This window comes from Micrococcus sp. KT16 (assembly GCF_003315015.1).
Lineage (GTDB): Bacteria > Actinomycetota > Actinomycetes > Actinomycetales > Micrococcaceae > Micrococcus > Micrococcus luteus.
In genome coordinates this window covers 20,234-42,315 of record NZ_QNRG01000007.1, presented here as the reverse complement: position 1 = coordinate 42,315, position 22,082 = coordinate 20,234, and the positions used below count along the sequence as shown (strand labels likewise).

Here is a 22,082-nt window from a genome sequence, read left to right as displayed (position 1 = left end):
CCCCGTGCGCGGACCCGCCTGGGGCGCGGCCGGGAGGTTCCCCGCAGACTCCTGGACGGGGCGTGACCGGCCGCACAGGGCCCGGACTCGGGTGATACGTTCGACGGCATGAGACCCCCCGGAGCCCTCGCCCTCGAATTCCGGGCGGACAGCTTCGATCATCCCACCGGCCTGGTGGACGCCGGCACCGTCATCTCCTGGATCGAGAAGGCCGGCTACGCCGTCGCGGCGAGTTGGGCCGGGACGTTCGTGCGTGCCCGCTACATGGGGCACACTCAGTTCCGGCACCCCGTGCCGGTGGACCGCCGTGCCGTGGTGCAGGCGCGCGTGGTCCACACGGACGGCGCCGAGGTGCACGTCCAGACCCGCCTGCTGCTGCCGGAGATCCGCGACGACGACGGCGACCCCGTGGTCGCCACCTCGTCCCTCGTGGTCTACGCCGCGGAGGAGGGCGGGGTGCCCGTGACCGTGCCGGTCTGGGAGCCCTCGACCCCCGGCCAGATCGAGCGCGACGAACAGGCCCGCCGCTCCACCGTGGCCCGCCGCGCCGTCGAGCGCGGCATGGCCCGACTGCCGTTCCCCGCGCCCGGGGAGGCCCCCGAGGAGATGAGCACCCTCGCGTTCCTGGCCCCCAACGCGGAGGCCACCGTGGGCGGCACCATCAACGCGGGCGCGATCCTGCGCTGGGTGGACGAGGCGGCCGCCGTCTGCGCCGCCCGCTGGACCGGACATGAATCCGTGGTCGCGGTGTTCGGCGGCGGTGTGCGCTTCGTGCGGAACATCCACGTGGGCGACCTCGTGCGCGTGGAGGCCCTCCTGGTGAACACCACGGAGCGGTCCATGCATGTGGCGCTGCGCGTCTACGCGAGCCGACGCACCGGGGCGGAGTCCCGCCTGGTGGCGCACTCGATCGCCGTCATGGTGGACGTCTCCGCGGAGGACCAGGCCCAGCGGGTGCGGCAGTACATCCCCGAGAGCGAGAGCGCCCGGAGGCTGCAGGAGACGGCGATCGAACTCGTGCGCATGCGCTCCGAGGTGAGCGCGGCCTGGACCGAGATGCGCCGCTCGACCGATCCGCGCTGACGGGGCCCTGAGTAGACTGAGCGAATGCGTCGACCGTCCCTGCCGTCCCTGTCCCGCCTGCCGGTCCGTCGTCTCCTCCGGGGAGCGGCCGTGGCCGCGGGCGTCGGTCTCGTGGGACTGCCGCTGACGGTCGCCGCCGGGCTCACCGGCGTGGACATGGTCAAGCGCGGCGGCCGAGTGCGCCGACCCGCGCCGAACCCCGGCGTGTTCGACGCCCACGTGGAGGGCTCCGAGCTGCGCATCTTCACCTCGGGTGAGGACCTCTACAAGGAGATGATCGCCGCGATCGACGGAGCGCAGCGGATCATCAAGTTCGAGACCTTCATCTGGAAGGGCGACCCCACGGGCCAGCGGTTCATGGACGCCTTCAACCGGGCGGCCGCGCGCGGCGTGGAGGTCTACGTCTCCTACGACGGGTTCGGGAACCTCGTGGTCCCGCCCCGCTTCTACCGTCAGCTGGACCCGCGCATCCACGTGTTCCGGCTGCCGGCCTTCGCCCGCCCGATCTGGCGAGGCGTGGTCCGGCACAGCGGGTTCAACCACTCGAAGATCATGGTGGTGGACGACGAGGTCGGCTTCGCCGGCGGCTTCAACATCGGCGACGACTACGCCCGCCTGTGGCGGGACACCCACGTGCGTGAGCGCGGCCCGGCGGTGTGGGCGCTGGGCCAGTCGATCTCCATCAAGTGGAACGCCCACCACCGCGCGGGCGAGCAGATGTCCTGGCGCCCCCCGGACACGTGGGACCCGCGCGTCACCGTGGCCGCGAACCAGCCGCCGCTCCTGGTCTACCCGATCCGGCTGAGCTACCTCGACGCCATCCAGCGGGCGCAGCACCGCATCCTCATCAACACGCCGTACTTCATCCCGGACCAGCAGGTCCTCGAGGCGCTGCTGCACGCGGCCCGGCGCGGGGTGGACGTGCAGGTGATGGTGCCGGAGGACTCCAACCACATCGTGGCGGACTGGGCCTCGCGCGGCTTCTTCGGGAAGATGCTCGAGGCCGGCATCACGATCCTGCTGTACAGGGCCAGCATGATCCACGCGAAGACCGCCACCGTGGACGGCATCTGGTCCACCGTGGGCTCGGCCAACGTCGACCGCCTCTCCCTGGGCTTCAACTACGAGTCCAACGTGGTGGTCGTGGACCGCGACTTCGCCGCCCGGATGGAGGAGATCTTCGCTCTCGACGCCCAGCGGGCCGTCCGGATCGACACCCCGCGCTGGGAGGACCGTCACGGCCTCGCCCGCGTGGTCGAGGCCCTGCTGGTACCACTGCGTCCCCTGCTCTGAGGACCCCGGGCGCTGAGCCAGACGTTTCTGCAGTTCTGACGCCCGATCCGCAGCGGAATCATCTGGCTCACGCTCCCCGCCGCGCGAGCCAGACGTTTCTGTCGTTCTGACGCTCGATTCGCAGCGGAATCATCTGGCTCACGCCCCCTGCCGCGTGAGCCAGACGTTTCTGTAGTTCTGACGCCCGATCCGCAGCGAAATCATCTGGCTCACGCCCCCTGCCGACGTCTCCTGATCGTGCCGTCCCTCCCCGTCGCCGCCCGGGCTCACCCTCTCTCTTGCATACCCCTGGGGGTATACCTTACGCTCGTTCTCGACATACCCCAGGGGGTATCGGATGGACATCGAGACCCCCCGACCCGGAGGAGAACCATGCTGCTCGAGCGCATCTACGACGAGGACCTCGCCCAGGCCAGCTACGTGATCGGCTGCCAGGCGAAGAACGAGGCGATGGTGGTGGACCCCCGCCGCGACATCCAGGTGTACCTGGACCTGGCCGCCAAGAACGGCATGACCATCACCCACGTGACCGAGACCCACATCCACGCGGACTACCTCTCCGGCACCCGCGAGCTGGCCCACGCCACCGGCGCCCAGATCCACCTGTCCGGCGAGGGCGGCGAGGACTGGGCCTACGGCTTCGAGGGCAACCTCCTCAAGGACGGCGACACGGTGACGCTCGGCAACATCACCGTCGAGGCCGTGCACACCCCGGGCCACACCCCCGAGCACCTGTCCTTCCTCGTCACCGACGGCGCCTTCGCGGACGCCCCGGGCTACATGCTCACCGGCGACTTCGTGTTCTCCGGCGACCTCGGCCGCCCGGACCTGCTGGACGAGGCCGCCGGCGGCGTCGACACCCGCTTTGAGGGCGCCCAGCAGCTCTTCGCCTCCCTCAAGGCGAAGTTCCTGACCCTCCCGGACCACGTGCAGGTGTTCCCGGCCCACGGCGCCGGCTCCGCCTGCGGCAAGGCACTCGGCGCGCTGCCCTCCACCACGGTCGGCTACGAGCGCAAGTACGCGTGGTGGTCCGACTACCTGAAGAACGACGACGAGCAGGGCTTCATCGACGAGCTGCTCGACGGCCAGCCCGACGCCCACGCCTACTTCGCCCGCATGAAGCGCCAGAACAAGCAGGGGCCAGCCATCCTGGGCGAGCTGCCCGAGCTCGAGGAGCTGGACGCCGGGGGCGTGCAGGCGACGCTCGCCGAGGGCGCCGTGTTCGCGGACACCCGCGGTGTGGACGAGATCCTCGCCGGCACCGTGCCGGGCGCGCTGGCCTTTCCGTCCCGCGGCAAGGTCGCCACGCACGCCGGCTGGGCCTACGACCCGGAGAGCGACGACGCCGCCCTCGTCCTGCTCGCCGAGGACCGCGAGGACGCGCACACGATGCGCGACCACATGATCCGCGTGGGCGTCGACGCCGCCGCCGCGTTCACCACCTCCGTGGACGGCCTCACGTTGGAGCCGGTGCCCACCGTGCAGGCCGACGAGCTGCGGTCCCGCATCGAGGCCGGCGAGGTCGGCGCGGAGCAGGACACCGTGCTGGTGGACGTGCGCAACAAGACCGAGTTCTCCCACGGCACCGTGGCGGACGCCCGGCAGCTGAACGCCGGCAAGGTGCTCTTCCACCAGGAGGAGCTGCCGAAGGACAAGACCCTGGTGACCTTCTGCCAGTCCGGCCTGCGCAACATCGTGGCCGCCCAGGCGCTGCGCCGCGCCGGGTTCGACGTGATCGAGCTCGAGGGCAGCTACGCCGCCTGGCAGCAGTCCTGACACACCCCCAGACCAACCCCGAGGAGCCCCTCCCATGAGCGTCACCCTGTCCCCCGTCGCCCCGCGCGACCTGAAGGCCGAGCTGGCCGCCCGCCCCGACGCCGTCGTGCTGGACGTGCGCACCCCCGGCGAGTTCGAGACCGAGCACATCGCCGGCTCCTACAACGTGCCGCTGGACCTGCTCCAGGAGCACGCGGACGAGGTCGCCGCCCGCCTGGACGGCACCGCGGTGCTCGTCTGCCAGTCCGGCAGCCGGGCCGGCACCGCCCAGGACCGTCTGGCCCAGGCCGGCTTCACCTCCGCGCGCGTCCTGCAGGGCGGCATCTCCGCCTACGCCGAGGCCGGCGGCGAGGTCGTCCGCAGCGGCAACCGCTGGTCCATGGACCGTCAGGTCCGCATGACCGCCGGGTCCATCGCGCTGGTCGGGGCCGTGGCCTCCCAGGTCGGCTCGAAGCGGTTCGGCCTCATCCCCGCCGCGATCGGCGCGGGCCTGTCCTTCTCCGCCGTGTCCAACACGTGCGCCATGGCGTCCGTGCTGGCCAAGATGCCGTGGAACCGCCCCGCGCAGGAGCGCTCCGCGGGCGACGTGATCGGCCGCATCCCCACCGGCGCGGGGAAGCGGAGCTGACCCGTGATGTGGATCGTCCTCGCCCTGGCCCTCGTGGTCGGCCTGCTGCTCGGCCTCATGGGTGGCGGCGGGTCGATCCTGATGGTGCCCCTGCTGACGTACGTGGCCGGCCTCGAGCCGAAGCAGGCCATCGCGGGCTCCCTGTTCGTGGTGGGTGTGACCTCGCTGGTCTCAGTGCTGCTGCACTCGCGGCACGGCACCGTCCGGTGGCGCACCGGCCTGATCTTCGGCGCGGCCTCGATGGTGGGTGCCCTCCTGGGCGGCGTCGTCGGCGGCTTCCTGCCGGGGACCCTGCTGCTGATCGCCTTCGCGGTGATGATGCTCTTCACGGCGTGGGCCATGATCCGGCCCAAGAAGACGCAGCCGGCGGCCGCCCCCTCAGTGGAGGCCTCGGCTGACGTCGAGCCCCGCCGCCACCCGCTCGGGAAGATCCTGCTGGAGGGCGTCGTCGTCGGCTTCGTCACGGGCATCATCGGCGCCGGCGGCGGGTTCCTCGTGGTCCCCGCGCTCGTGCTGCTCGGCGGCCTGCCGATGTCCGCCGCGGTGGGCACGTCCCTGCTGGTGATCGCCATGAAGTCCTTCGCGGGCCTCGGCGGCTACCTGACCAGCGTGACGCTGCCGTGGGACCTGCTGCTGTGGGTCACCGGTGTGGCCGTGGTCGGCGGGCTGATCGGCGTTCCGCTCGTGAAGCGGGTCCCGGAGAAGGCGCTGAAGAAGGGCTTCGGCTGGTTCGTGCTGGCCATGGGCCTGGTGATCCTCGTCCGGGAACTCATCGGTCTCCTCGTGTGACCTCCGGCGACGTCGCCGGATACCCCTGGGGATATGATTCCCCTCCCCGCCACCGTGACAAAGGAGGTCGCCGTGCGCACCGCCGACGCCGAGACCCAGCGCAAGATCCTCAACCGCCTCAAGCGGGCCCGCGGCCAGCTGGACGCCGTGATCCGCGAGGTCGAGGGCGAGGGTCGCTGCAAGGACGTGGTCACGCAGCTCTCCGCCGTCTCCACCGCGCTGGATCGCGCCGGCTTCGCGATCGTCTCTGCGGCCATGCAGTATTGCCTCGCCGACCCCGAGAAGGCGGAGGACGAGGAGAAGCTCACCGTCGCCGAGCTCGAGAAGCTCTTCATGACCCTGGCCTGACCGGCCACCCCGAAGCCCCCTCGCCGAAAGGATCCCTCATGTGCCGTCCTGCGCGCTGCCGCGTCTGCCGCAGGGCCACCTGGGCCGGATGCGGCCGGCACGTCGAGTCCGTCAAGGCCGTCGTCCCCGCGGCGCAGTGGTGCGATGGCCGTCACTCTGATGCCGAGCGCGACGCAGCCCGCGCGGGCCGTGCCGGGGCCGCAGGGTTCTTCGCGAGGCTCTTCGGGCGCTGAGCCAGGCGTTCCGGGGGCGTGAGCCAGATGTTCGTGCTGTTCTGAGGGACCCTCAGCAGCGGAAACGTCTGGCTCACGCCCCCCGTCTGGCGTCGCTCAGTCCTCGTGCGGGTCCGCCAGCGGGTGGTTCGGCAGCCGGCTGTCCGGGGTGCGCCCGCGGCGTCCGACGACGACGGCTGCTGCCCGACCTCCTCGCCCGCGGCTGGGGCACAATGAACCCGGCCCCCTTCGGCCCATCTCCCTGCGGCCCACGCGGCCGCGCGCCCATCCCGACTCCCTGGGAGCCCCATGCTCTGGACCCTGCTCCGCCGTCACGGCCGGCGCTATCGCGGCGCCGTCGCGGCCGTCGTCGTGCTGCAGCTGATCAGCACGCTGGCCATGCTGTACCTGCCCAGCCTCAACGCCCGCATCATCGACGAGGGCGTGGCCCGCGGCGACACCGCCCGCATCTGGGACATCGGCCTCGTGATGCTCGGCGTCGCGCTGGTGCAGGTGGTCGCCGCGATCGCCGCCGTGTGGTTCGGCGCGAAGGCCTCGATGGGCGTCGGCCGGGACCTGCGCCGCGCCGTCTACACCCGCGTGGACGCGTTCTCCGCGGAGGAGCTCGGCCGCTTCGGCGCCGCGACCCTCATCACGCGCGGCACCAACGACGTCAACCAGGTGCAGATGCTCACCCTCATGGCCCTGAACTTCATGGTGGCCGTGCCGATCATGGCGGTCGGCGGCATCATCATGGCCATCCGCGAGGACCCGGGCCTGTCCTGGCTCGTGTGGGTCTCCGTGCCGGTGCTGCTGGTGATCGTGGCGTGGATCGTCGCGCGTCTCATGCCGCTGTTCCAGCGGATGCAGGACAACATCGACGACGTCAACGGCGTGATGCGCGAGCAGATCCAGGGCATCCGCGTGGTCCGCGCGTTCGTGCGCGAGCGCCACGAGGCGCGCCGGTTCACGGACGCCAACGCCGCCCTGACGGAGACGTCCGTGCGGATCGGCCGGCTGTTCGTGCTGCTCGGCCCGGTCATCACGATGATCCTCCACCTGGCCACCGCCGCCGTCCTGTGGTTCGGCGGCGAGCGCGTGGACGCGGGGCTCGTGCAGGTCGGCGCGCTCACCGCGTTCATGCAGTACCTGCTGCAGATCCTCATGGCGGTGATGATGGGCACCTTCATGATGATGATGCTCCCGCGCGCCGTGATCTCCGCCCGCCGCATCGGCGAGGTCCTGGACACCGTCCCCACGCTCGCTGAGCCGGTCCGCCCGGTGACCCCCGATCGTCGCGACGGCGCCGTGGAGCTGCGCCACGTCACCTTCCAGTACCCCGGCGCCGAGGCGCCGGTGCTCGACGACGTCAGCTTCGTCGTCGCCCCCGGCACCACGACGGCGATCATCGGCTCGACCGGCTCCGGCAAGTCCACGCTGATCAGCCTGCTGCCGCGGCTGTACGACGCGACGTCCGGCGAGGTGCTCGTGGACGGCGTGCCGGTGACCGACCTGGCCCGGGCCGAGCTGACCGAGGCCGTGGCCCTCGTGCCGCAGAAGCCGTACCTGTTCTCGGGCACCGTGCGGGAGAACATGCAGTTCGGGGCCCCGGACGCCTCGGACGAGCGCATCTGGGCGGCCCTCGAGACGGCCCAGGCCGCGGACTTCGTGCGCGCCCGCACCACGGGCAGGGGAGAGGCGGCGGCCTCCGGTCTGGACTCGCGCCTGTCCCAGGGCGGCACGGACGTCTCCGGCGGCCAGCGCCAGCGCCTGTCCATCGCGCGTGCCCTCGTGGCCGAGCCGCGGATCCTCGTGTTCGACGACTCGTTCTCCGCGCTGGACGTCACCACCGACGCGCGGCTGCGGTCGGCGCTCGACCGCGCGGCGGCCGGGGTGACCCGGATCGTCGTCGCCCAGCGGGTGGCCACCATCACCGACGCCGACCAGATCATCGTGCTGGACGAGGGCCGCGTGGTCGGCCGCGGCACCCACACCGAGCTGCTGGCGGACAACCAGACCTACCGGGAGATCGTGGACTCCCAGCTGACCGCGGAGGACGTGGCATGAGCGAGCACCTGACCGACGAGGAGATCCTCGAGATCCAGGAGCAGGGCGCCACCGACGACTGGGGCGGCGGCCCGGCCCGCAAGGCCAAGGCGTTCTGGCCGTCCGCGAAGCGGCTCATGAGCCTGTTCCGCACGGAGAAGCTGGGGCTGGCCGTCGTCGCCGTCATGGTGCTGGTGGCCGTGGTGTTCAACGTGTGGGCGCCGCGCGTGCTCGGCCGGGCGATGGACGTGATCTTCGGCGGCGTGGTCTCCGCGCAGATGCCCGGCGGGCTGAGCCGCGAGCAGGTCATCGACGGGCTGCGCGCCCAGGGCGAGGACCAGGCCGCGGAGATGCTCTCCGGCATGGCGTTCACGCCGGGTGAGGGGATCGACTTCACCGAGCTGGGCCGGCTGATCCTGATCGTGCTGGCCATGTACCTCGTGGCCCAGCTGTTCATGTGGCTGCAGGGCCGCGTGCTCAACGATCTCGTGATGCGCCTCGTGTTCCGCCTGCGCGAGGACATCGAGGCCAAGATCAACCGGCTGCCGCTGAGCCACTTCGACCGCGGGCAGCGCGGCGACCTGCTCTCCCGCACCACCAACGACGTGGACAACGTCCAGCAGGCCCTCCAGCAGGCGTTCGCCTCGCTCGTCTACTCGGCGCTGACCGTGATCGGCATCGTCGGCATGATGTTCTGGCTGTCCTGGCAGCTCGCGCTCATCGCCCTGATCGCGCTGCCGGTGGCCGGCGTGGTGGTGGGCGTGATCGGCAAGAAGTCCCAGGCGCTGTTCTCCGCGCAGTGGCGGGAGACGGGCCGGCTCAACGGGCACATCGAGGAGTCGTTCACGGGGCACGAGCTGGTGACCGTGTTCGGCCGGCAGCGGGACATGGCCGCGCGCTTCGACGAGCGCAACGAGGAGCTGTACGAGGCCGCGTTCACGGCGCAGTTCTACTCGGGGATGATCATGCCGATCATGCAGTGGGTGAACTGGCTGGGATACGTGGGCATCGCGGTGGCCGGCGGCCTGCGCGTGGCCAACGGGCAGATGACCCTCGGCGCCGTGACCGCGTTCATCCAGTACTCGCGCGAGTTCAACCAGCCGCTCGGGCAGATCGCCGGCATGTCCAACATGCTGATCTCCGGCGTGGCGTCGGCCGAGCGCATCTTCGAGCTCCTCGACGAGCCGGAGGAGACCCCCGACGGCACCCCCGCCCGCACCCCCGACGGCACTTTCGTTTGGGAAACGGCGCCCTCCGAGAGCGCTTTCGTTCGGGAAACGGCGCCCTCCGCCATCCCCGGGCCCGACGGCGTCGCCCACCTCCCGCGCCCGCTGCGCGGTCGCGTGGAGTTCGAGCATGTGCGCTTCTCCTACACGCCGGAGAAGCCGCTCATCACGGACCTGAACTTCGTGGCGGAGCCGGGGCAGACGGTCGCGATCGTCGGGCCGACCGGTGCCGGCAAGACCACCCTGGTCAACCTGATCATGCGGTTCTACGAGGTGGACGGCGGGCGGATCCTGCTGGACGGCGTGGACACCCGCACGGTCAGCCGCGGCGAGCTGCGCGCCGCCACCGGCATGGTGCTCCAGGACGCCGTGCTCTTCGGCGGGACCATCCGGGAGAACATCCGCTACGGCCGACTCGACGCCACGGACGAGGAGGTCGTCGCGGCGGCGAAGGCCACCTACGTGGACCGTTTCGTGCACACCCTGCCCGACGGCTACGACACCGTGATCGAGCAGGACGCCGCCAACGTGTCCGCGGGCGAGCGGCAGCTCATCACCATCGCCCGTGCGTTCCTGGCCCAGCCCTCGCTCCTGATCCTGGACGAGGCCACCTCCTCCGTGGACACCCGCACCGAGGTGCTGGTCCAGGGCGCGATGGCGGCGCTGCGCTCGGACCGCACGAGCTTCGTGATCGCCCACCGCCTCTCCACCATCCGGGACGCGGACGTCATCCTCGTGATGGAGGACGGCGACATCGTGGAGCAGGGCTCGCACGATCAGCTGCTGGCCGCTCGCGGCGCGTACTTCCGGCTGTACAGGAGCCAGTTCCAGGGCGGGGAACAGGCGGAGGAGCAGGACGACGACGGCGCGCCCGCCGCGCGCGAGGACGCCCGCTGAGGCCGGGGCTGGATGGCGCCGGCGCCCAGCCACTGGCCGCTGGCGTCGCTGCGACACGGGACCACCCGATGACCTTCTCGATCCAGGTGCCGGTGAGCTTCACGAGCCCGCACCTCTCCGGAGCCGGAGGTGTACGGGGCTAGGGCGCGCGGCGGTGACGGGAGTATCGAAACCCGATCGTCGGGCCACCCCTGCCGGTGTGGCCGCGCTCATTCGTCCCCTGAGATTGCGCATCCGTCACGCGCAGGACCCTCTTGACTCCCTGGTGGGGCACGTCTGTGGACCGACCGAGAATTCTCTGGACACAGGGCGAGCACCTTCATAGAGTATGACGTAGATCACGACTGAGCGTCAACCATAAGGAGGAGCGACATGGGTATGAAGCAGCGGATTTCTAAGGTCGGTGCCGGCGTGGCCGTCGCTGGACCGTTGGCCGTCTCCGGTGCGGTGCCAGCGCAGGCGCTGACGGACTCCGGTCGGCAGGACTGCAGCGCAGGACTCCTCCTGTCGGGCACCTACGGCTACTGCTACTACCCGTACTGACTCGCCGGCACCGATGACTTCATTACGCATTCCTGCGACGGCCGCCCTGGTGGCGGCCGTCGCCCTGACCCTCACCGGCTGCGTCGGTCGGGAGTCTGCGGGCCTCGGCGGTTCATCCACGGTCGCCGCTCCCCCCACCGCGACGGCCGAGAAGACCTGGGACGCCTCGCAGTGGGTTCCCACCGAGAGGATCGAACCCCTCCTGACGACGGAGGCGGAGAAGGAGCGCGCCTACCGTGAGCAAGTCGCGCGGCACGCTCAGGGGGCGGGAATGCCCGCGCCGCCTCAGGTGGAGCGCTCCGGGTGGTACGCCACGTCCCTCGAGTCGGACCGCATGGTGTCCACATGCCTGGCCGAGGCCGGGTGGCCGAACTCGGTCGGTCCGACCGGGGGAATTCAGATCGACACCCCACCTGAGTCCCAGAGGTCTGCTTTCGAGGCGGCCTACGTGACCTGCTACGCACAGCACCCGGTGGATCCGAGCTACACCCAGGACTGGACCGATCCGCAGCTCCGCCTCGTCTATGACTACTGGGACCAATACCTCATCCCGTGTCTCGAGGCCTACGGCTACACGGTCGACACCTCCGCGCGCCCCTCCAAAGAGGCATTCGTCTCCGCGTTCTACACTCCAGGCCGCCACCAGTGGTGGCCCTTCGCGGACAGCATGAGGGGCGTGTCGGCAGAACACCAGGCCGAGGTCGCGCAGACATGCCCGGAGCTTCCGCCGCAGGATGTCTTCTGGGGGTCATCCGGATGAATCGCCCCGCCCGCTGGGCCGCCCTCGTCCTTGCGCTCGTGGCCGTCGCCGCGCTCGCCTTCTGGGCCGGCCGGGTCACGCTCACCCCTCCGGCTCAGGCCGAGCAGCGTCCGGCCGCGAGCGCCCTCGTCACCGTCGCCGAGCAGGAGCTCGGCCGCGTCATCACCCTCGGCGTCTCCGTGTCGCGCGAGCAGACGCCGGCGGCGGTGAACGCGCTGACCGGCGTCGTCACCCGGGCCGGAGAGTCCGGCGAGGTGGCTGCCGGGGAGGTGCTGTACGCCGTCGCCCAGAAGCCCGTGCTCGTCCTCCAGGGCGAGCTTCCCCAGTGGCGCCCTCTCGGGGAGGGCACTTCCGGCGACGACGTCGCCGCGTTCCAGCGCATGCTTGCCGCCACCGGCGCGAAGGTGGAGGACACCGGCACGTGGGACGAGGCCACCGCGGACGCCTGGGACGACTGGCTCACCGAACGCGGCTACCCCGCCGCGGACACCGTGGAGCTCGGCCAGCTCGTGGTCCTCGACGCCCTCCCCGCGCCCCTCAGCGTGGACGCGAAGACCACCGCCGTCGGCACCACCCTCGCCGGCGGCGAGAACGTGGTGGCCCGCCCCGGCGACCAACCGGACTTCGCCCTCGAGGTCAACCAGGAGCAGGCCGCCCTCATCCCGGCCGGCACCCAGGTCACCGTGCCCCACGGCGAACACGAATGGGAGGCCGTCGCCGGCGAGTCCACCTCCGACGAGCAGGGCCTGATCCGCATCACCCTCACCGCCCCGGACGGCGGCGTGGTCTGCGGCGAGGACTGCGACACCCTGCCCGCCGACGCCACCACCTCCCTGCTCTCCCAGGTCAGCGTGGTCCCGCCCGTCTCCGGGCCCGTGGTCCCCGTGTCCGCCCTGCGCACCCAGCCAGACGGCGCCGCGACGGTCACGGTGGTCCGGGACGGCGCCGCGGAGGACCGCACCGTCACCGTCCTCGGCTCCGCCGACGGCCTCGCCGTCGTGGACGGCGTGGACGCCGGCGAGCAGGTGCGCGTGCTGAACGGCACCCGATGACGGGGCCCGCCACCCCGGGCACGCCCGCCGCCCCTGTCGTCCCCGCCGCCCTCGCCGTCGAGGACCTGCGCTTCGCCTACACCCGCGCCGCCGAGGAGCTGTTCGACGGCCTCACCCACGCGTTCACGCCGGGCGCCGTCACCGCCCTCACCGGACCCTCCGGGCGCGGCAAGTCCACCCTCCTGTACGTGCTCGGGCTCATGCTCACGCCCACCTCCGGAGTGGTGCGCCTCGGCGACGTCGACGCCTCCACCCGCCCGGACCGGGAGCGCTCCCGCCTGCGCGCCACCTCCGTGGGATTCGTGTTCCAGGACTCGGAGCTGGACCCGTCCCGCCCCATCCTGGACTCCGTGGTGGAGCCCGGCCTCTACGCCGGGCTGGAGCGCCAGACGCTCGAGGACCGGGCACGGGCGCTGCTCGAGCGCTTCGGCCTCGCCCACCGCGCCGACCACCGGCCCGGGCAGGTCTCCGGCGGGCAGGCGCAGCGGGTGGCCGTGTGCCGCGCCCTCGTGAACGCGCCCGCCGTCGTCCTCGCGGACGAGCCCACGGGCAACCTCGACCCGGACAACGCCGGCCTCGTCATGGACGCCCTCGCCGATGCCGCCGCCGAGGGGCGCACCGTGGTGGTCGCCACCCACGACCCCGCCGTCGTCGCCCGCGCCGACGAGGTGGTGCGGCTGTGAACCGGGAGGACCGCCCATGAACCTGCGCACCCTGCTGCGTGAAGCCGTCACCGCCGCACGCACCTCTCCCGTGCCCTCCGCCCTCGTACTGCTCGTGGCGGCCGCCATGTGCTTCGCCGCCGTGGCCACCGTGGGCAGGCAGGCCGCCACCGAGGCGGCCGTCGCCGCAGAGCTCTCCGGCCCCGGCGCCCGCGTGCTCACCGTCACCGACACCGACGGCACCGGTTTCCTCACCGGCGCCACCGCGGCCACCCTCGCCGGACTCGACACCGCCGAGGCCGCCCTCGCCCGGGACTCGCCCATGGACGCCGTGAACACCGGGATCGGCCGGGGCGGCGCCCGCGTGGCCGTGACGAACGTGGTCGGCACCCTGGACCGTGGCATCGAGCTGACCCGCGGCCGCCTGCCCGCCCCCGGCGAGGTGGTGGTCCCCGAGGCCAAGCTCGCCGAGCTCGGCCTCGCCCAGCCCTCCGGAGCGATCGAGGCCACGGACGGCCGCCAGTGGGCCGTCGTCGGGGCGTTTCAGGCCCAGGACCCCTTCCAGGACCTCGACGGCTACGCCCTCACCGTCCCCGCCGCCCCGGACGCCCTCGTGATGCAGCAGGTCCGCGTCCTCGCCGCCGACACCGCCGGCACCCGCGCCATGCAGGAGGCCGCGCTCGCCGTGATCGACCCCGACCCGCGCGCCTCCTCCATCCAGACCGCCCGTGCCCTCTCCGCCGGCAACCAGGTGATCACCGGCGAGCTCGCCGGGCTCGGACGCTCCCTGCTGCTGCTGATCCTCGGAGCCGGCGCGTTCTTCGTGTCCATCGTGGTGCTCGCCGACGTCCTCATCCGCCGCCGCGACCTCGGCCGCCGCCGCACCCTCGGCATCGGCCGCGGAGACCTGATCCTGCTCGTGGCCGTGCGCACCGCCGTGCCTGCGCTGCTGGGCGCCGTGCTGGGCTCCGGAGCCGGGTACGCCGTCGTCGCCGGCCAGGGCGGGACGCTGGGGGTGGACTTCGTGGCGGCGGTGGCCGTGCTGGCCGCCCTCACCGCGCTGCTGGCCAGCCTCGCCCCGGCGGCGTTCGCCGCGTTCCGCGACCCCGTGCGGGTGATGCGGACGGCGTGAGGGGTGGCGGGCGGACCCGCTCACCGGCGGGCACCCCGCCCGCGCACCGCTACCCTCGGGAGCATGCCCGCCTTACCCGCCGCGCCCCCGCCTGCCCTCACGCCGCTCCAGCGGCAGTCCGTCCTGCGCACCCTGCGCAGCCCTCGGCTGCTGGGCACCGAGGTGCTGGCCGCCGTCGTGGTGGCGCTCGCGCTGATCCCGGAGGCCATCGCGTTCTCGATCATCGCGGGCGTGGACCCGCGCGTCGGGCTGCTCGCGTCCTTCACGATGGCGGTGACGACGGCGATCGTCGGCGGCCGGCCCGCCATGATCTCCGCGGCCACCGGTGCGGTGGCGCTCGTGGTGGCGCCGCTGTCCCACGAGCACGGGGTGGGGCACCTCCTGGCCGCGATCATCCTCGGCGGCGTCATCCAGATCCTGCTCGGCGTGTTCGGGGTGGCCCGGCTCATGCGGTTCGTCCCGCGCTCGGTGATGGTGGGGTTCGTCAACGCGTTGGCCATCCTCGTGTTCACCTCGCAGCTGCCCGAGCTGATCGGCGTCCCGTGGCTCGTGTACCCGCTCACGGCGTTGGCCCTGGTGATCGTGGTGCTGTTGCCGCGGCTCACCACCGCGGTGCCTGCGACGCTCGTGGCCGTCGTCATGGTCACCGCCCTGGTGATGGCCGCCGGCCTGGCCGTGCCGCGCGTGGGGGACCGGGGCGCGCTGCCGGATGCGCTGCCCGTGCTCGGCCTGCCGGACGTCCCGCTGACGTGGGAGACCCTCCGGTTGATCCTGCCGTTCAGCATCGGCATGGCATTCGTGGGGTTGCTCGAGTCCCTGCTCACCGCGAAGCTCGTGGACGACATCACCGACACCCGCTCGGACAAGACGCGCGAGTCCTGGGGGCAGGGTGTCGCGAACGTGGTCTCGGGGTTGTTCGGCGGCATGGGCGGCTGCGCCGTGGTGGGGCAGACCATGATGAACGTCAAGGCGAACGGCGCCCGCACCCGGATCTCCACGTTCCTCGCGGGCGTGTTCCTGCTGGTGCTCGTGGTGGCCTTCGGCGGCTTCGTGGCGCAGATCCCCATGGCCGCGCTCGTGGGCGTGATGATGTTCGTGGCCGCCGCGACCTTCGACTGGCACTCGGTGCGCCCCGCCACCCTGCGCGCGATGCCGCGCTCGGAGACCGCCGTCATGGCCGTGACCGTGGCGGCCACGGTGCTCACTCACAACCTCGCGATCGGCGTGGGTGTGGGTGTGCTCACTGCGCTGGTGCTCTTCGCCCAGCGCGTCTCGCGTCTGGTCACGGTGGCCCGCGAGGTCCACGACGACGGCGGCGCCGTCACGTATCGCGTGCACGGCGCCCTGTTCTTCGCGTCCTCGAACGACCTCTACTCGCAGTTCGAGTACGCCCTCGATCCGCCGTGCGTCGTGATCGACATGGGTGCCGCGCACGTGTGGGACGCCTCCACTGTGGCCGCGCTCGACTCGGTGCTGACCAAGTACGCCCAGCACGGGATCCACGCCGAGGTGACGGGGCTGAACGAGGCCTCCGCGGCGATGCACGCGCGCCTCACCGGGCGGCTCGGCACCTGAGCCGGCGGGCTCAGGCGGTGATGAACTCCCACTGGTGGCCGTCCGGGTCGACGATCTCGCGGGAGTGCATGCCGGAGTCGGCCATCTCCTCGCGCAGGTCCACGGGCAGGGGCACCTCGGCGGCGCCGAGCTCGACCGCCCGGTCCGCCAGGGCGTCCACCGCCGCGGCGTCGCCGACGCTCAGTGCCATGAGGGCGGAGTTGGTGGTGAGGCAGTCGGCGATCTCACGGTTGCCGATGAAGTCGGTGTAGTAGCCGGGGCTGAGGTACATCGCGTACGTCGACTCGGTGAGCTCGATGCACACCGAGTGCTCGTCCGAGTAGTCGTCCATCGCGGTGGCGCCCAGGGTCGTCCAGAACTCACGGATCCGCTCGGTGTCCGTCGTCGGGAGGTTGATGAACACCGGCTGGGAGAACAAGGCCATGGGGAGCACCGTAGACGAGGGGTTCGGCCCACCGCCACCGCGCGCGTGTCGCGGGCGCGCGGGCGTGGTGTGGGCCACGGGGCCGCTCCCGACGACGGCGCCCGCGGCCTGGCGCGTCCGCCCCCGTTGGTAGCGTGGCCGCCATGAGCGTTCCTCCCTCCGGCCCGCCGTCCGGTCCGCCCGCCGGCTGGCCGCCGTCGGGCCGGCCGTCCGACCGCCGCGCCGCCGTCGCCCCGAGCCCGTACGGGCACCCCGGCGCCCCCGGTGGCGTCCCCGCCGGCTGGCCCGGCCACCGGCCCGCGGCCCGCACCGCGCCGGACTGGACCCCGGGTCGGTTCCACTGGGGCGACGCCGTCGTGGTGCTCGTGTACGTGGCGCTCATGGTGCTTGGCCTGGGGCTGTGGCTGGCGGTGTCGCTCGGCCTGGTCCCCGGTGACCTCGAGGCGTTCGACCTGGTCCGCGACGGGTTCACGGTGAACATCGTCAGCTACACGATCCTCGTGGTGCTCGTGCTGGCCGTGGCCTGGCGACCCCTCGTGACGTCGCTGCGGGTGTTCCGCACGGGCACGTGGTGGAAGCTGTTGCTGCTGCCCGCCACGTGGCTGGCGTGCATCGTCGTGAACATGATCGTGCTGAGCCTCATCGGGGAGGCGCAGACCAGCGCCAACCAGGCCGCGCTCGAGGAGATGACCACGCAGGCCCCGCCCGTGCTCATGATCCTCATGACCGTGGTGGCCGCCCCGCTCGTGGAGGAGTACGTGTTCCGCCACCTGCTGATCGGCAAGCTCTCCCGCTGGATCAACGTGTGGGTGTGCGCCGTGGTCTCCGTGCTCGCGTTCACGCTCCTGCACTTCCTCGGCACCGGCGGCGACTTCCGTCTCGTGGAGACCGTCCCGTACCTGACCCTCGCGGTGGCGATCACGGTGTCCTACATCCTGATGGGCCGCTCGTTCGGGTACGCGGTGCTGCTGCACATGGTGAACAACGGCATCGCCATCGCGATGCTCTACCTCGTGGCCCCCCTGCTGCCGGACACGCTGCCCGACCCCACTGCCCCGACCACGGCGCTGGCCCCGCTGCTGGCCCTGCTGGGCTGAGATGGCGGGACCCTCCGGCTCGACGGCGGCGCCCGCCCCGCAGGACGCGCGCGCCCTCACGCGGCGCATCCTCGCGCTCGCGGTCCCCGCATTCGGCGCGCTCATCGCGGAGCCGCTGTTCCTGCTGGCCGACACCGCGATCATCGGGCACCTGGGCACGGCCCAGCTGGCCGGCGTCGGGATCGGCACCACCATCCTGCACACGCTCACCGGCCTCATGATCTTCCTGGCCTACGCCACCACCCCGGCGGTGGCCCGGCTGATCGGGGCGGGGAACCCGGCCGCCGCGATGGACCGCGGCCGCGACGGCATCTGGCTGGGCCTGCTGCTCGGCGCGGTGCTGGCCGTCCTCGGCTGGCTCGCGGCCCCCGCGCTGACGGCGGCCCTCGGCGCGACGGGTGAGGTGCAGGCCCACGCCGTCGCCTACCTGCGCTGGTCCATGCCGGGGCTGCCGGCCCTGCTGGCCGTGCTCGCGGCCACCGGGGTGCTCCGCGGCCTCCAGGACACCGTGACGCCGCTCGTGGTGGCGGGTGTGGGCTTCGGCGCGAACATCGGGCTGAACGTGGCCCTGGTGTACGGGCTGGGCTGGGGCGTGGCCGGCTCGGCCGTCGGCACGTCCGTGGTGCAGTGGGCGATGCTCGTGACATACCTGTTCGTGCTGGCCCCGCGCTTCCGCCGCTCGGGCACGGTGTGGGCGCCCCGTGCGTCGGGCATGCGCGCCACGGCCCAGGTGGGCTCGTGGCTGCTGCTGCGCACCGCGAGCCTGCGCGCGGCCATCCTCATCACCGTCATGGCCGCCGCCGGCGCGGGCGACCTCACCCTCGCCGCGCACCAGCTCGTCTTCACGCTGTTCTCCACGCTGGCGTTCGCACTCGACGCCCTCGCGATCGCCGCGCAGGCCCTGATCGGCGCCGAGCTCGGGGCCGCCCGGCCGGATGCGGCCCGTCGCCTCACCCGGACGATGGTGCGCTGGGGGCTGGGCTTCGGCGTCGTGACCGGGGCCGTGCTGGCCCTGGCGGCACCGGTGCTGCCGGGGCTGTTCACCACGGACCCGACCGTGCAGGCCGCCGCCACCGTGGGCCTGTGGGTGCTGGCCGCCGGGCAGCCGGTGGCCGGGTACGTGTTCGTGCTGGACGGCGTGCTGATCGGCGCCGGCGACGCCCGCTACCTCGCCCTCGCCGGCCTCGTGAACCTCGTGGTCTACGCGCCGGCGCTCTGGGTGCTCGCGCAGCTCGCCACGGGCGGGTTCGGCTGGACCGCGGCCTGGCCCGGACCGAACGCCGCCGTGCCCGACGCCGGTGTGCAGCTGGGCCTGCTCTGGCTCGGGTTCGCCGGGGTCTACATGGGGATGCGGGCGCTCACCCTCGGCTGGCGGGCCCGGCGCGACGACTGGATGCGGCTCGGCGTCGGGTGAGCGCGTCCGGGCGGTGACGCGTGGGCCGGGCCGCGGCCGCACGGCTCCTAGACTGGGGCGGTGGCTACCGTGCAGACCCCCCTCGAGATCTCGTCCGTGGTGTTCAAGCCGATCCTGATCCGCGCCGTGGTGGCGCTGGCGTTCGGTCTGACCACCGTGTTCGTCGCCGAGCCGGGCCTGACGTGGATGAAGGTCATGTTCGCGCTGTACCTGGCATTCTCCGGTTCGGCGATGTGGGAGTACCTGCGCCGCGACCCGGTGCCCGTGGCCATGCGCTCCCCGCTGTCCCTGGCGGCGGCCGCGTGGATGCTCGGCGTGATCGTGCTGCTGTTCCTGGGGTCCCCGGCGGCGGTGGGCGTGGCGGCCGGCGCCGCCCTCGTGCTCGGCGGCGTCGCCGAGCTCGTGGCGTGGGCCCGCCACCGCCGCGCGTTCATCCCCGCGCGGGACCAGCTGTGGACCGGCCTCGTGGGCCTGCTCTCCGGGGGCGGCGTGGTCGTGGCCGCCCTGCAGGGCTTCGGCCCGCACGCCCTGCTCGGCATCGCCGGCGGCGGGGCGATCCTGATCGGGGTGCTCCTGATGGTCTCCGGGCTCGGCTTCCACCACGAGGTGCGCCGGGACCGCGGCACGGCCAGGGGCCTCTGAACCGGGTCGACGTCGCCGCCCTGGCCCGCATGGCGGACGTTCGCCGGGGGAGGACCTCGGGGCCCCGAGGGGCCACCCGCCGGCCGGACGCGTAGACTGGCTCCGGTCCGCCGCGCCCCGAGGGCCTCAGCCCCGGGCGCCTGCGCGGGCCGTGTCGCCCCAGCCGCCCCCAGCCGTCAGGAGTCCCGTCGTGAGCGCACCGTCCCCCCGCCCGTCCGCCGATCGCGCCGGATCCGGCCGCCCGGCACGCGGCGGTCTGCGCACCACGGTCAAGGGCCCGCTCGTCTTCTCCGCCGTGCTCGGCCTGATCGGCGGGGTGATCGCCGGCATCACGGCCTCGGGCGGCACGCAGAACCCGCTGCGCGTCGACATCGCGCTGATCGCCTTCGGCGTCTTCTTCATGACCTCGCTCGTGGTGGTGGCCATGCTGCAGCTCGCCGCGCGCGAGAACCCGGACCACCTCTCCCAGGGCTCCGGCGTGAACCGGTCCTCCGAGGAGATGTTCCGCAAGGCCGCCGCCGACCGCCGCGCCCAGGCCGCCGCCGAGCGCCGCGAGCAGGGCGGCACCGGAGGCGACGCCCCCCGCGCCTGAGGCCGGCGCCTCAGAACCCGAGGCTGCGTGCCTCCCTCCGCAGCGCGTCCGCCGAGGCGTGTAGCGCTCGCATCTCCGCGTCGTCCAGCTCGGGCTGGATCACGCGGGTGACGCCGTCGCGCCCCACCACGGACGGCATGGACAGGGCGACGTCCGAGAGCCCGTGGACGCCGTCGAGCACGGTGGAGACCGGCAGAATGGCGTGCTGGTCGCGCAGGATCGCCTCGAGCAGGCGGGTCGTGGCCACGCCGACCGCGTAGGTGGTGGCGCCCTTGCCCTGGATCACCTCGTACGCGGCGTGCACCACGGTGTCCGCCACCTCATCCAGGTCGGCGCGGGTGAACAGCGGGTCGGCCGGCGTCGGCCACTCCAGGATGGGCGTCGGGCCGATGCGCGCCGAGCTCCACGCGGGGAACTCCGTGTCCCCGTGCTCGCCGAGGATGGCCGCGTGCACCGACGACGCGTGGACCTGCGCCCGCGACGCCAGCAGCCACCGCAGGCGGGACGTGTCCAGGAGGGTGCCCGAGCCGATCACCCGGCCGGCAGGCAGACCGGTGAGGCGCTGGGCCACCAGCGTGAGGACGTCCACGGGATTGGTGACGAGCACGATCAGCGCGTCCGGCGCGTGCGCCTGCACCTGGGGCAGCAGGCCGCGCAGGATCTCCACGTTGTGCGCGCCGAGGTCGAGGCGGGTCTGCCCCGGCTTCTGCTTGGCGCCGGCCGTGATCACCACGACCTCGCAGCCGGCCAGGACGTCCGGGTCCGCGCCGCCGGTCATCGCGGACGCGGAGGTGAACGGGGTGCCGTGGGCCAGGTCGAGGACCTCGGCGCGGACCTTGGGCTCGTCGATGTCGTAGAGGGCGACCTCGCGGGCGACGCCGCGGATCAGCGCCGCGTAGCAGATCGCCGTGCCGACGCCGCCGGCCCCCACGACGCCGACCTTGCGGTGGGCGGGTCCGAGGGACGCGGGGGCGGCGGGGGAGTGGGCGGGGGTGTGCTCGCTCATGCCTCGCAGGCTAGGGGTGTGCGGCCGGCCGACGGAACCAGAGGCCGCCCCATCCCCCGATGTTCAACGCCGGGTCACCTGGCAGGCAGGGCCGGGTCAGTCCTTCTTCTTGCCGGACTTCTTCTTGCCGGACTTCTTCTCCGCCTTCTTGCGGGCCTTCTTCTCCGCCTTCTTGCGCTCCTTCTTCTCCGCCTTCTTGCGCTCCTTCTTCTCCTTCTTGGTCTCCTGGCGGTGCTCGTCGGCGGGGGCCTCGGAGTCCACGACGGCCTCCGGCGCCTCCGCCTCATCCGGCCCGGCCGGATGCGTCGCGGGCGTGGCCTCCGCCGCCTCGGCCAGGCGTGCCCGGTAGGAGCGCACGTGGGTGCGGTTGGCGCAGTTGGCCTCGTCGCAGAACCGCTTGGACCGGTTCCGGCTGGCGTCCACGAGCGCGTTCTCGCAGTCCTCGCCCTCGCACACGCGCAGGCGGGTCAGCTCGCCGTCCATCGCGGTCTCCGCCAGCGCGAGGGCGGCCATCGCGGCCAGCCGCTCCACCGCGTCGGCGGGGACCTGCGCCGGGGCCAGCCCGACGACGTCGCCCCCGGCCGTCAGCCGCAGCGGGCCGGCCGCGGCGAGGAGGGCGTTCACGCGCTCCACGGCGGCCGCCTCGTCCCCGGCGGCGAGGGCCCAGACCTCGGCCAGACGGCCGCGGAGCTCGCGGCCACGCACGGCCGCGGCGGCGGCCAGGCGGAGGCGGACCGCGTCCTCCTGGAGCTCAGGGACGAGGGAGGGCAGCTGCGTGGCGGCGGTGAACCGCTCGTCGGCCGGCTGACCGCCCCGCAGGCCGGGGGCGGTGTTCAGGAACGCGGCCAGGGAGGCGAGGCGGGAGAGCGTCGGCGCGGAGAGCAT

21 protein-coding genes are annotated in these 22,082 nt (G+C 72.7%); 18 read left to right on the top strand and 3 right to left on the bottom strand.

The features are described from left to right. Positions 1-108 precede the first annotated feature (108 nt). From DE149_RS07390 to DE149_RS07325, 14 genes are all read left to right on the top strand, one after another. A complete protein-coding gene (locus DE149_RS07390) occupies positions 109-1,083 on the top strand; it encodes an acyl-CoA thioesterase (RefSeq protein ID WP_036316197.1) in 975 nt (324 codons plus the stop codon). A gap of 24 nt (positions 1,084-1,107) precedes the next feature. Beyond that, positions 1,108-2,376, top strand: a complete 1,269-nt coding sequence (locus DE149_RS07385; protein ID WP_036316196.1) for a phosphatidylserine/phosphatidylglycerophosphate/cardiolipin synthase family protein — start codon at positions 1,108-1,110, stop codon at positions 2,374-2,376. Between the two features lie 372 nt (positions 2,377-2,748). Then, positions 2,749-4,152, top strand: coding sequence for an MBL fold metallo-hydrolase (locus tag DE149_RS07380; protein ID WP_036384546.1), 1,404 nt, complete (start codon positions 2,749-2,751; stop codon positions 4,150-4,152). A gap of 34 nt (positions 4,153-4,186) precedes the next feature. Next, positions 4,187-4,780, top strand: coding sequence for a rhodanese-like domain-containing protein (locus tag DE149_RS07375; protein ID WP_052007121.1), 594 nt, complete (start codon positions 4,187-4,189; stop codon positions 4,778-4,780). Between the two features lie 6 nt (positions 4,781-4,786). Then, positions 4,787-5,569, top strand: coding sequence for a sulfite exporter TauE/SafE family protein (locus DE149_RS07370; protein ID WP_081339249.1), 783 nt, complete (start codon positions 4,787-4,789; stop codon positions 5,567-5,569). 72 nt (positions 5,570-5,641) lie between these two features. Then, positions 5,642-5,917, top strand: a complete 276-nt coding sequence (locus tag DE149_RS07365) for a metal-sensitive transcriptional regulator (RefSeq protein ID WP_036384544.1) — start codon at positions 5,642-5,644, stop codon at positions 5,915-5,917. Positions 5,918-6,438: 521 nt separating this feature from the next. Continuing rightward, on the top strand, positions 6,439-8,196 hold the full coding sequence (locus DE149_RS07355) for an ABC transporter ATP-binding protein (RefSeq protein ID WP_113914246.1): 1,758 nt from the start codon (positions 6,439-6,441) through the stop codon (positions 8,194-8,196). After that, positions 8,193-10,298: an ABC transporter ATP-binding protein gene (locus DE149_RS07350; protein WP_113914245.1), complete on the top strand. Its 2,106-nt coding sequence runs from the start codon at positions 8,193-8,195 to the stop codon at positions 10,296-10,298. The genes DE149_RS07355 and DE149_RS07350 overlap by 4 nt, the downstream gene beginning before the upstream one ends. A 372-nt stretch (positions 10,299-10,670) precedes the next feature. Then, complete coding sequence (locus DE149_RS11630; RefSeq protein ID WP_020621742.1) at positions 10,671-10,841, top strand: hypothetical protein; 171 nt, start codon at positions 10,671-10,673, stop codon at positions 10,839-10,841. A gap of 49 nt (positions 10,842-10,890) precedes the next feature. Further along, a complete protein-coding gene (locus DE149_RS07345) occupies positions 10,891-11,601 on the top strand; it encodes a hypothetical protein (protein WP_233490719.1) in 711 nt (236 codons plus the stop codon). Further along, positions 11,598-12,653 (top strand): hypothetical protein, encoded by a 1,056-nt coding sequence (locus DE149_RS07340; protein ID WP_113914244.1) that lies wholly within the window; start codon positions 11,598-11,600, stop codon positions 12,651-12,653. The genes DE149_RS07345 and DE149_RS07340 overlap by 4 nt, the downstream gene beginning before the upstream one ends. Further along, positions 12,650-13,336, top strand: coding sequence for an ABC transporter ATP-binding protein (locus DE149_RS07335; protein ID WP_069941561.1), 687 nt, complete (start codon positions 12,650-12,652; stop codon positions 13,334-13,336). The genes DE149_RS07340 and DE149_RS07335 overlap by 4 nt, the downstream gene beginning before the upstream one ends. Positions 13,337-13,352: 16 nt before the next feature. Continuing rightward, complete coding sequence (locus DE149_RS07330) at positions 13,353-14,447, top strand: permease (RefSeq protein WP_113914243.1); 1,095 nt, start codon at positions 13,353-13,355, stop codon at positions 14,445-14,447. Positions 14,448-14,510: 63 nt separating this feature from the next. Continuing rightward, positions 14,511-16,022 carry a SulP family inorganic anion transporter gene (locus DE149_RS07325; protein WP_113914242.1) on the top strand — a complete coding sequence of 504 codons (1,512 nt, stop codon included), beginning with the start codon at positions 14,511-14,513 and terminating at the stop codon, positions 16,020-16,022. 10 nt (positions 16,023-16,032) lie between these two features. On the opposite strand, the gene DE149_RS07320 is transcribed toward DE149_RS07325, so the two are convergent. After that, positions 16,033-16,446, bottom strand: coding sequence for a VOC family protein (locus DE149_RS07320; RefSeq protein ID WP_100058966.1), 414 nt, complete (start codon positions 16,444-16,446; stop codon positions 16,033-16,035). A gap of 143 nt (positions 16,447-16,589) precedes the next feature. Here DE149_RS07320 and DE149_RS07315 point away from each other — a divergent pair, with 143 nt between their 5' ends. The 4 genes from DE149_RS07315 to DE149_RS07300 all read left to right on the top strand — a co-directional run bounded on the left by DE149_RS07315 (position 16,590) and on the right by DE149_RS07300 (position 20,191). After that, positions 16,590-17,543, top strand: a complete 954-nt coding sequence (locus DE149_RS07315; RefSeq protein ID WP_113914272.1) for a CPBP family intramembrane glutamic endopeptidase — start codon at positions 16,590-16,592, stop codon at positions 17,541-17,543. Position 17,544: 1 nt separating this feature from the next. Then, on the top strand, positions 17,545-18,957 hold the full coding sequence (locus tag DE149_RS07310; RefSeq protein ID WP_069942010.1) for an MATE family efflux transporter: 1,413 nt from the start codon (positions 17,545-17,547) through the stop codon (positions 18,955-18,957). A gap of 60 nt (positions 18,958-19,017) precedes the next feature. Next, positions 19,018-19,599, top strand: a complete 582-nt coding sequence (locus DE149_RS07305; RefSeq protein WP_036334843.1) for a hypothetical protein — start codon at positions 19,018-19,020, stop codon at positions 19,597-19,599. 190 nt (positions 19,600-19,789) lie between these two features. After that, a complete protein-coding gene (locus tag DE149_RS07300; RefSeq protein WP_049144854.1) occupies positions 19,790-20,191 on the top strand; it encodes a hypothetical protein in 402 nt (133 codons plus the stop codon). 10 nt (positions 20,192-20,201) lie between these two features. Here DE149_RS07300 and DE149_RS07295 read toward each other — a convergent pair whose 3' ends face one another. Continuing rightward, positions 20,202-21,197 carry an L-lactate dehydrogenase gene (locus tag DE149_RS07295; protein WP_113914241.1) on the bottom strand — a complete coding sequence of 332 codons (996 nt, stop codon included), beginning with the start codon at positions 21,195-21,197 and terminating at the stop codon, positions 20,202-20,204. Between the two features lie 96 nt (positions 21,198-21,293). Then, positions 21,294-22,082 (bottom strand): CGNR zinc finger domain-containing protein, encoded by a 789-nt coding sequence (locus tag DE149_RS07290; protein ID WP_113914240.1) that lies wholly within the window; start codon positions 22,080-22,082, stop codon positions 21,294-21,296.

Coding starts and splice junctions, on each gene's coding strand:
- DE149_RS07390 (WP_036316197.1), top strand. CDS start 109: ATGAGACCCCCCGGAGCCCTCGCCCTCGAATTCCGGGCGGACAGCTTC.
- DE149_RS07385 (WP_036316196.1), top strand. CDS start 1,108: ATGCGTCGACCGTCCCTGCCGTCCCTGTCCCGCCTGCCGGTCCGTCGT.
- DE149_RS07380 (WP_036384546.1), top strand. CDS start 2,749: ATGCTGCTCGAGCGCATCTACGACGAGGACCTCGCCCAGGCCAGCTAC.
- DE149_RS07375 (WP_052007121.1), top strand. CDS start 4,187: ATGAGCGTCACCCTGTCCCCCGTCGCCCCGCGCGACCTGAAGGCCGAG.
- DE149_RS07370 (WP_081339249.1), top strand. CDS start 4,787: ATGTGGATCGTCCTCGCCCTGGCCCTCGTGGTCGGCCTGCTGCTCGGC.
- DE149_RS07355 (WP_113914246.1), top strand. CDS start 6,439: ATGCTCTGGACCCTGCTCCGCCGTCACGGCCGGCGCTATCGCGGCGCC.
- DE149_RS07350 (WP_113914245.1), top strand. CDS start 8,193: ATGAGCGAGCACCTGACCGACGAGGAGATCCTCGAGATCCAGGAGCAG.
- DE149_RS11630 (WP_020621742.1), top strand. CDS start 10,671: ATGGGTATGAAGCAGCGGATTTCTAAGGTCGGTGCCGGCGTGGCCGTC.
- DE149_RS07340 (WP_113914244.1), top strand. CDS start 11,598: ATGAATCGCCCCGCCCGCTGGGCCGCCCTCGTCCTTGCGCTCGTGGCC.
- DE149_RS07335 (WP_069941561.1), top strand. CDS start 12,650: ATGACGGGGCCCGCCACCCCGGGCACGCCCGCCGCCCCTGTCGTCCCC.
- DE149_RS07330 (WP_113914243.1), top strand. CDS start 13,353: ATGAACCTGCGCACCCTGCTGCGTGAAGCCGTCACCGCCGCACGCACC.
- DE149_RS07325 (WP_113914242.1), top strand. CDS start 14,511: ATGCCCGCCTTACCCGCCGCGCCCCCGCCTGCCCTCACGCCGCTCCAG.
- DE149_RS07320 (WP_100058966.1), bottom strand. CDS start 16,446: ATGGCCTTGTTCTCCCAGCCGGTGTTCATCAACCTCCCGACGACGGAC.
- DE149_RS07315 (WP_113914272.1), top strand. CDS start 16,590: ATGAGCGTTCCTCCCTCCGGCCCGCCGTCCGGTCCGCCCGCCGGCTGG.
- DE149_RS07310 (WP_069942010.1), top strand. CDS start 17,545: ATGGCGGGACCCTCCGGCTCGACGGCGGCGCCCGCCCCGCAGGACGCG.
- DE149_RS07295 (WP_113914241.1), bottom strand. CDS start 21,197: ATGAGCGAGCACACCCCCGCCCACTCCCCCGCCGCCCCCGCGTCCCTC.
- DE149_RS07290 (WP_113914240.1), bottom strand. CDS start 22,082: ATGCTCTCCGCGCCGACGCTCTCCCGCCTCGCCTCCCTGGCCGCGTTC.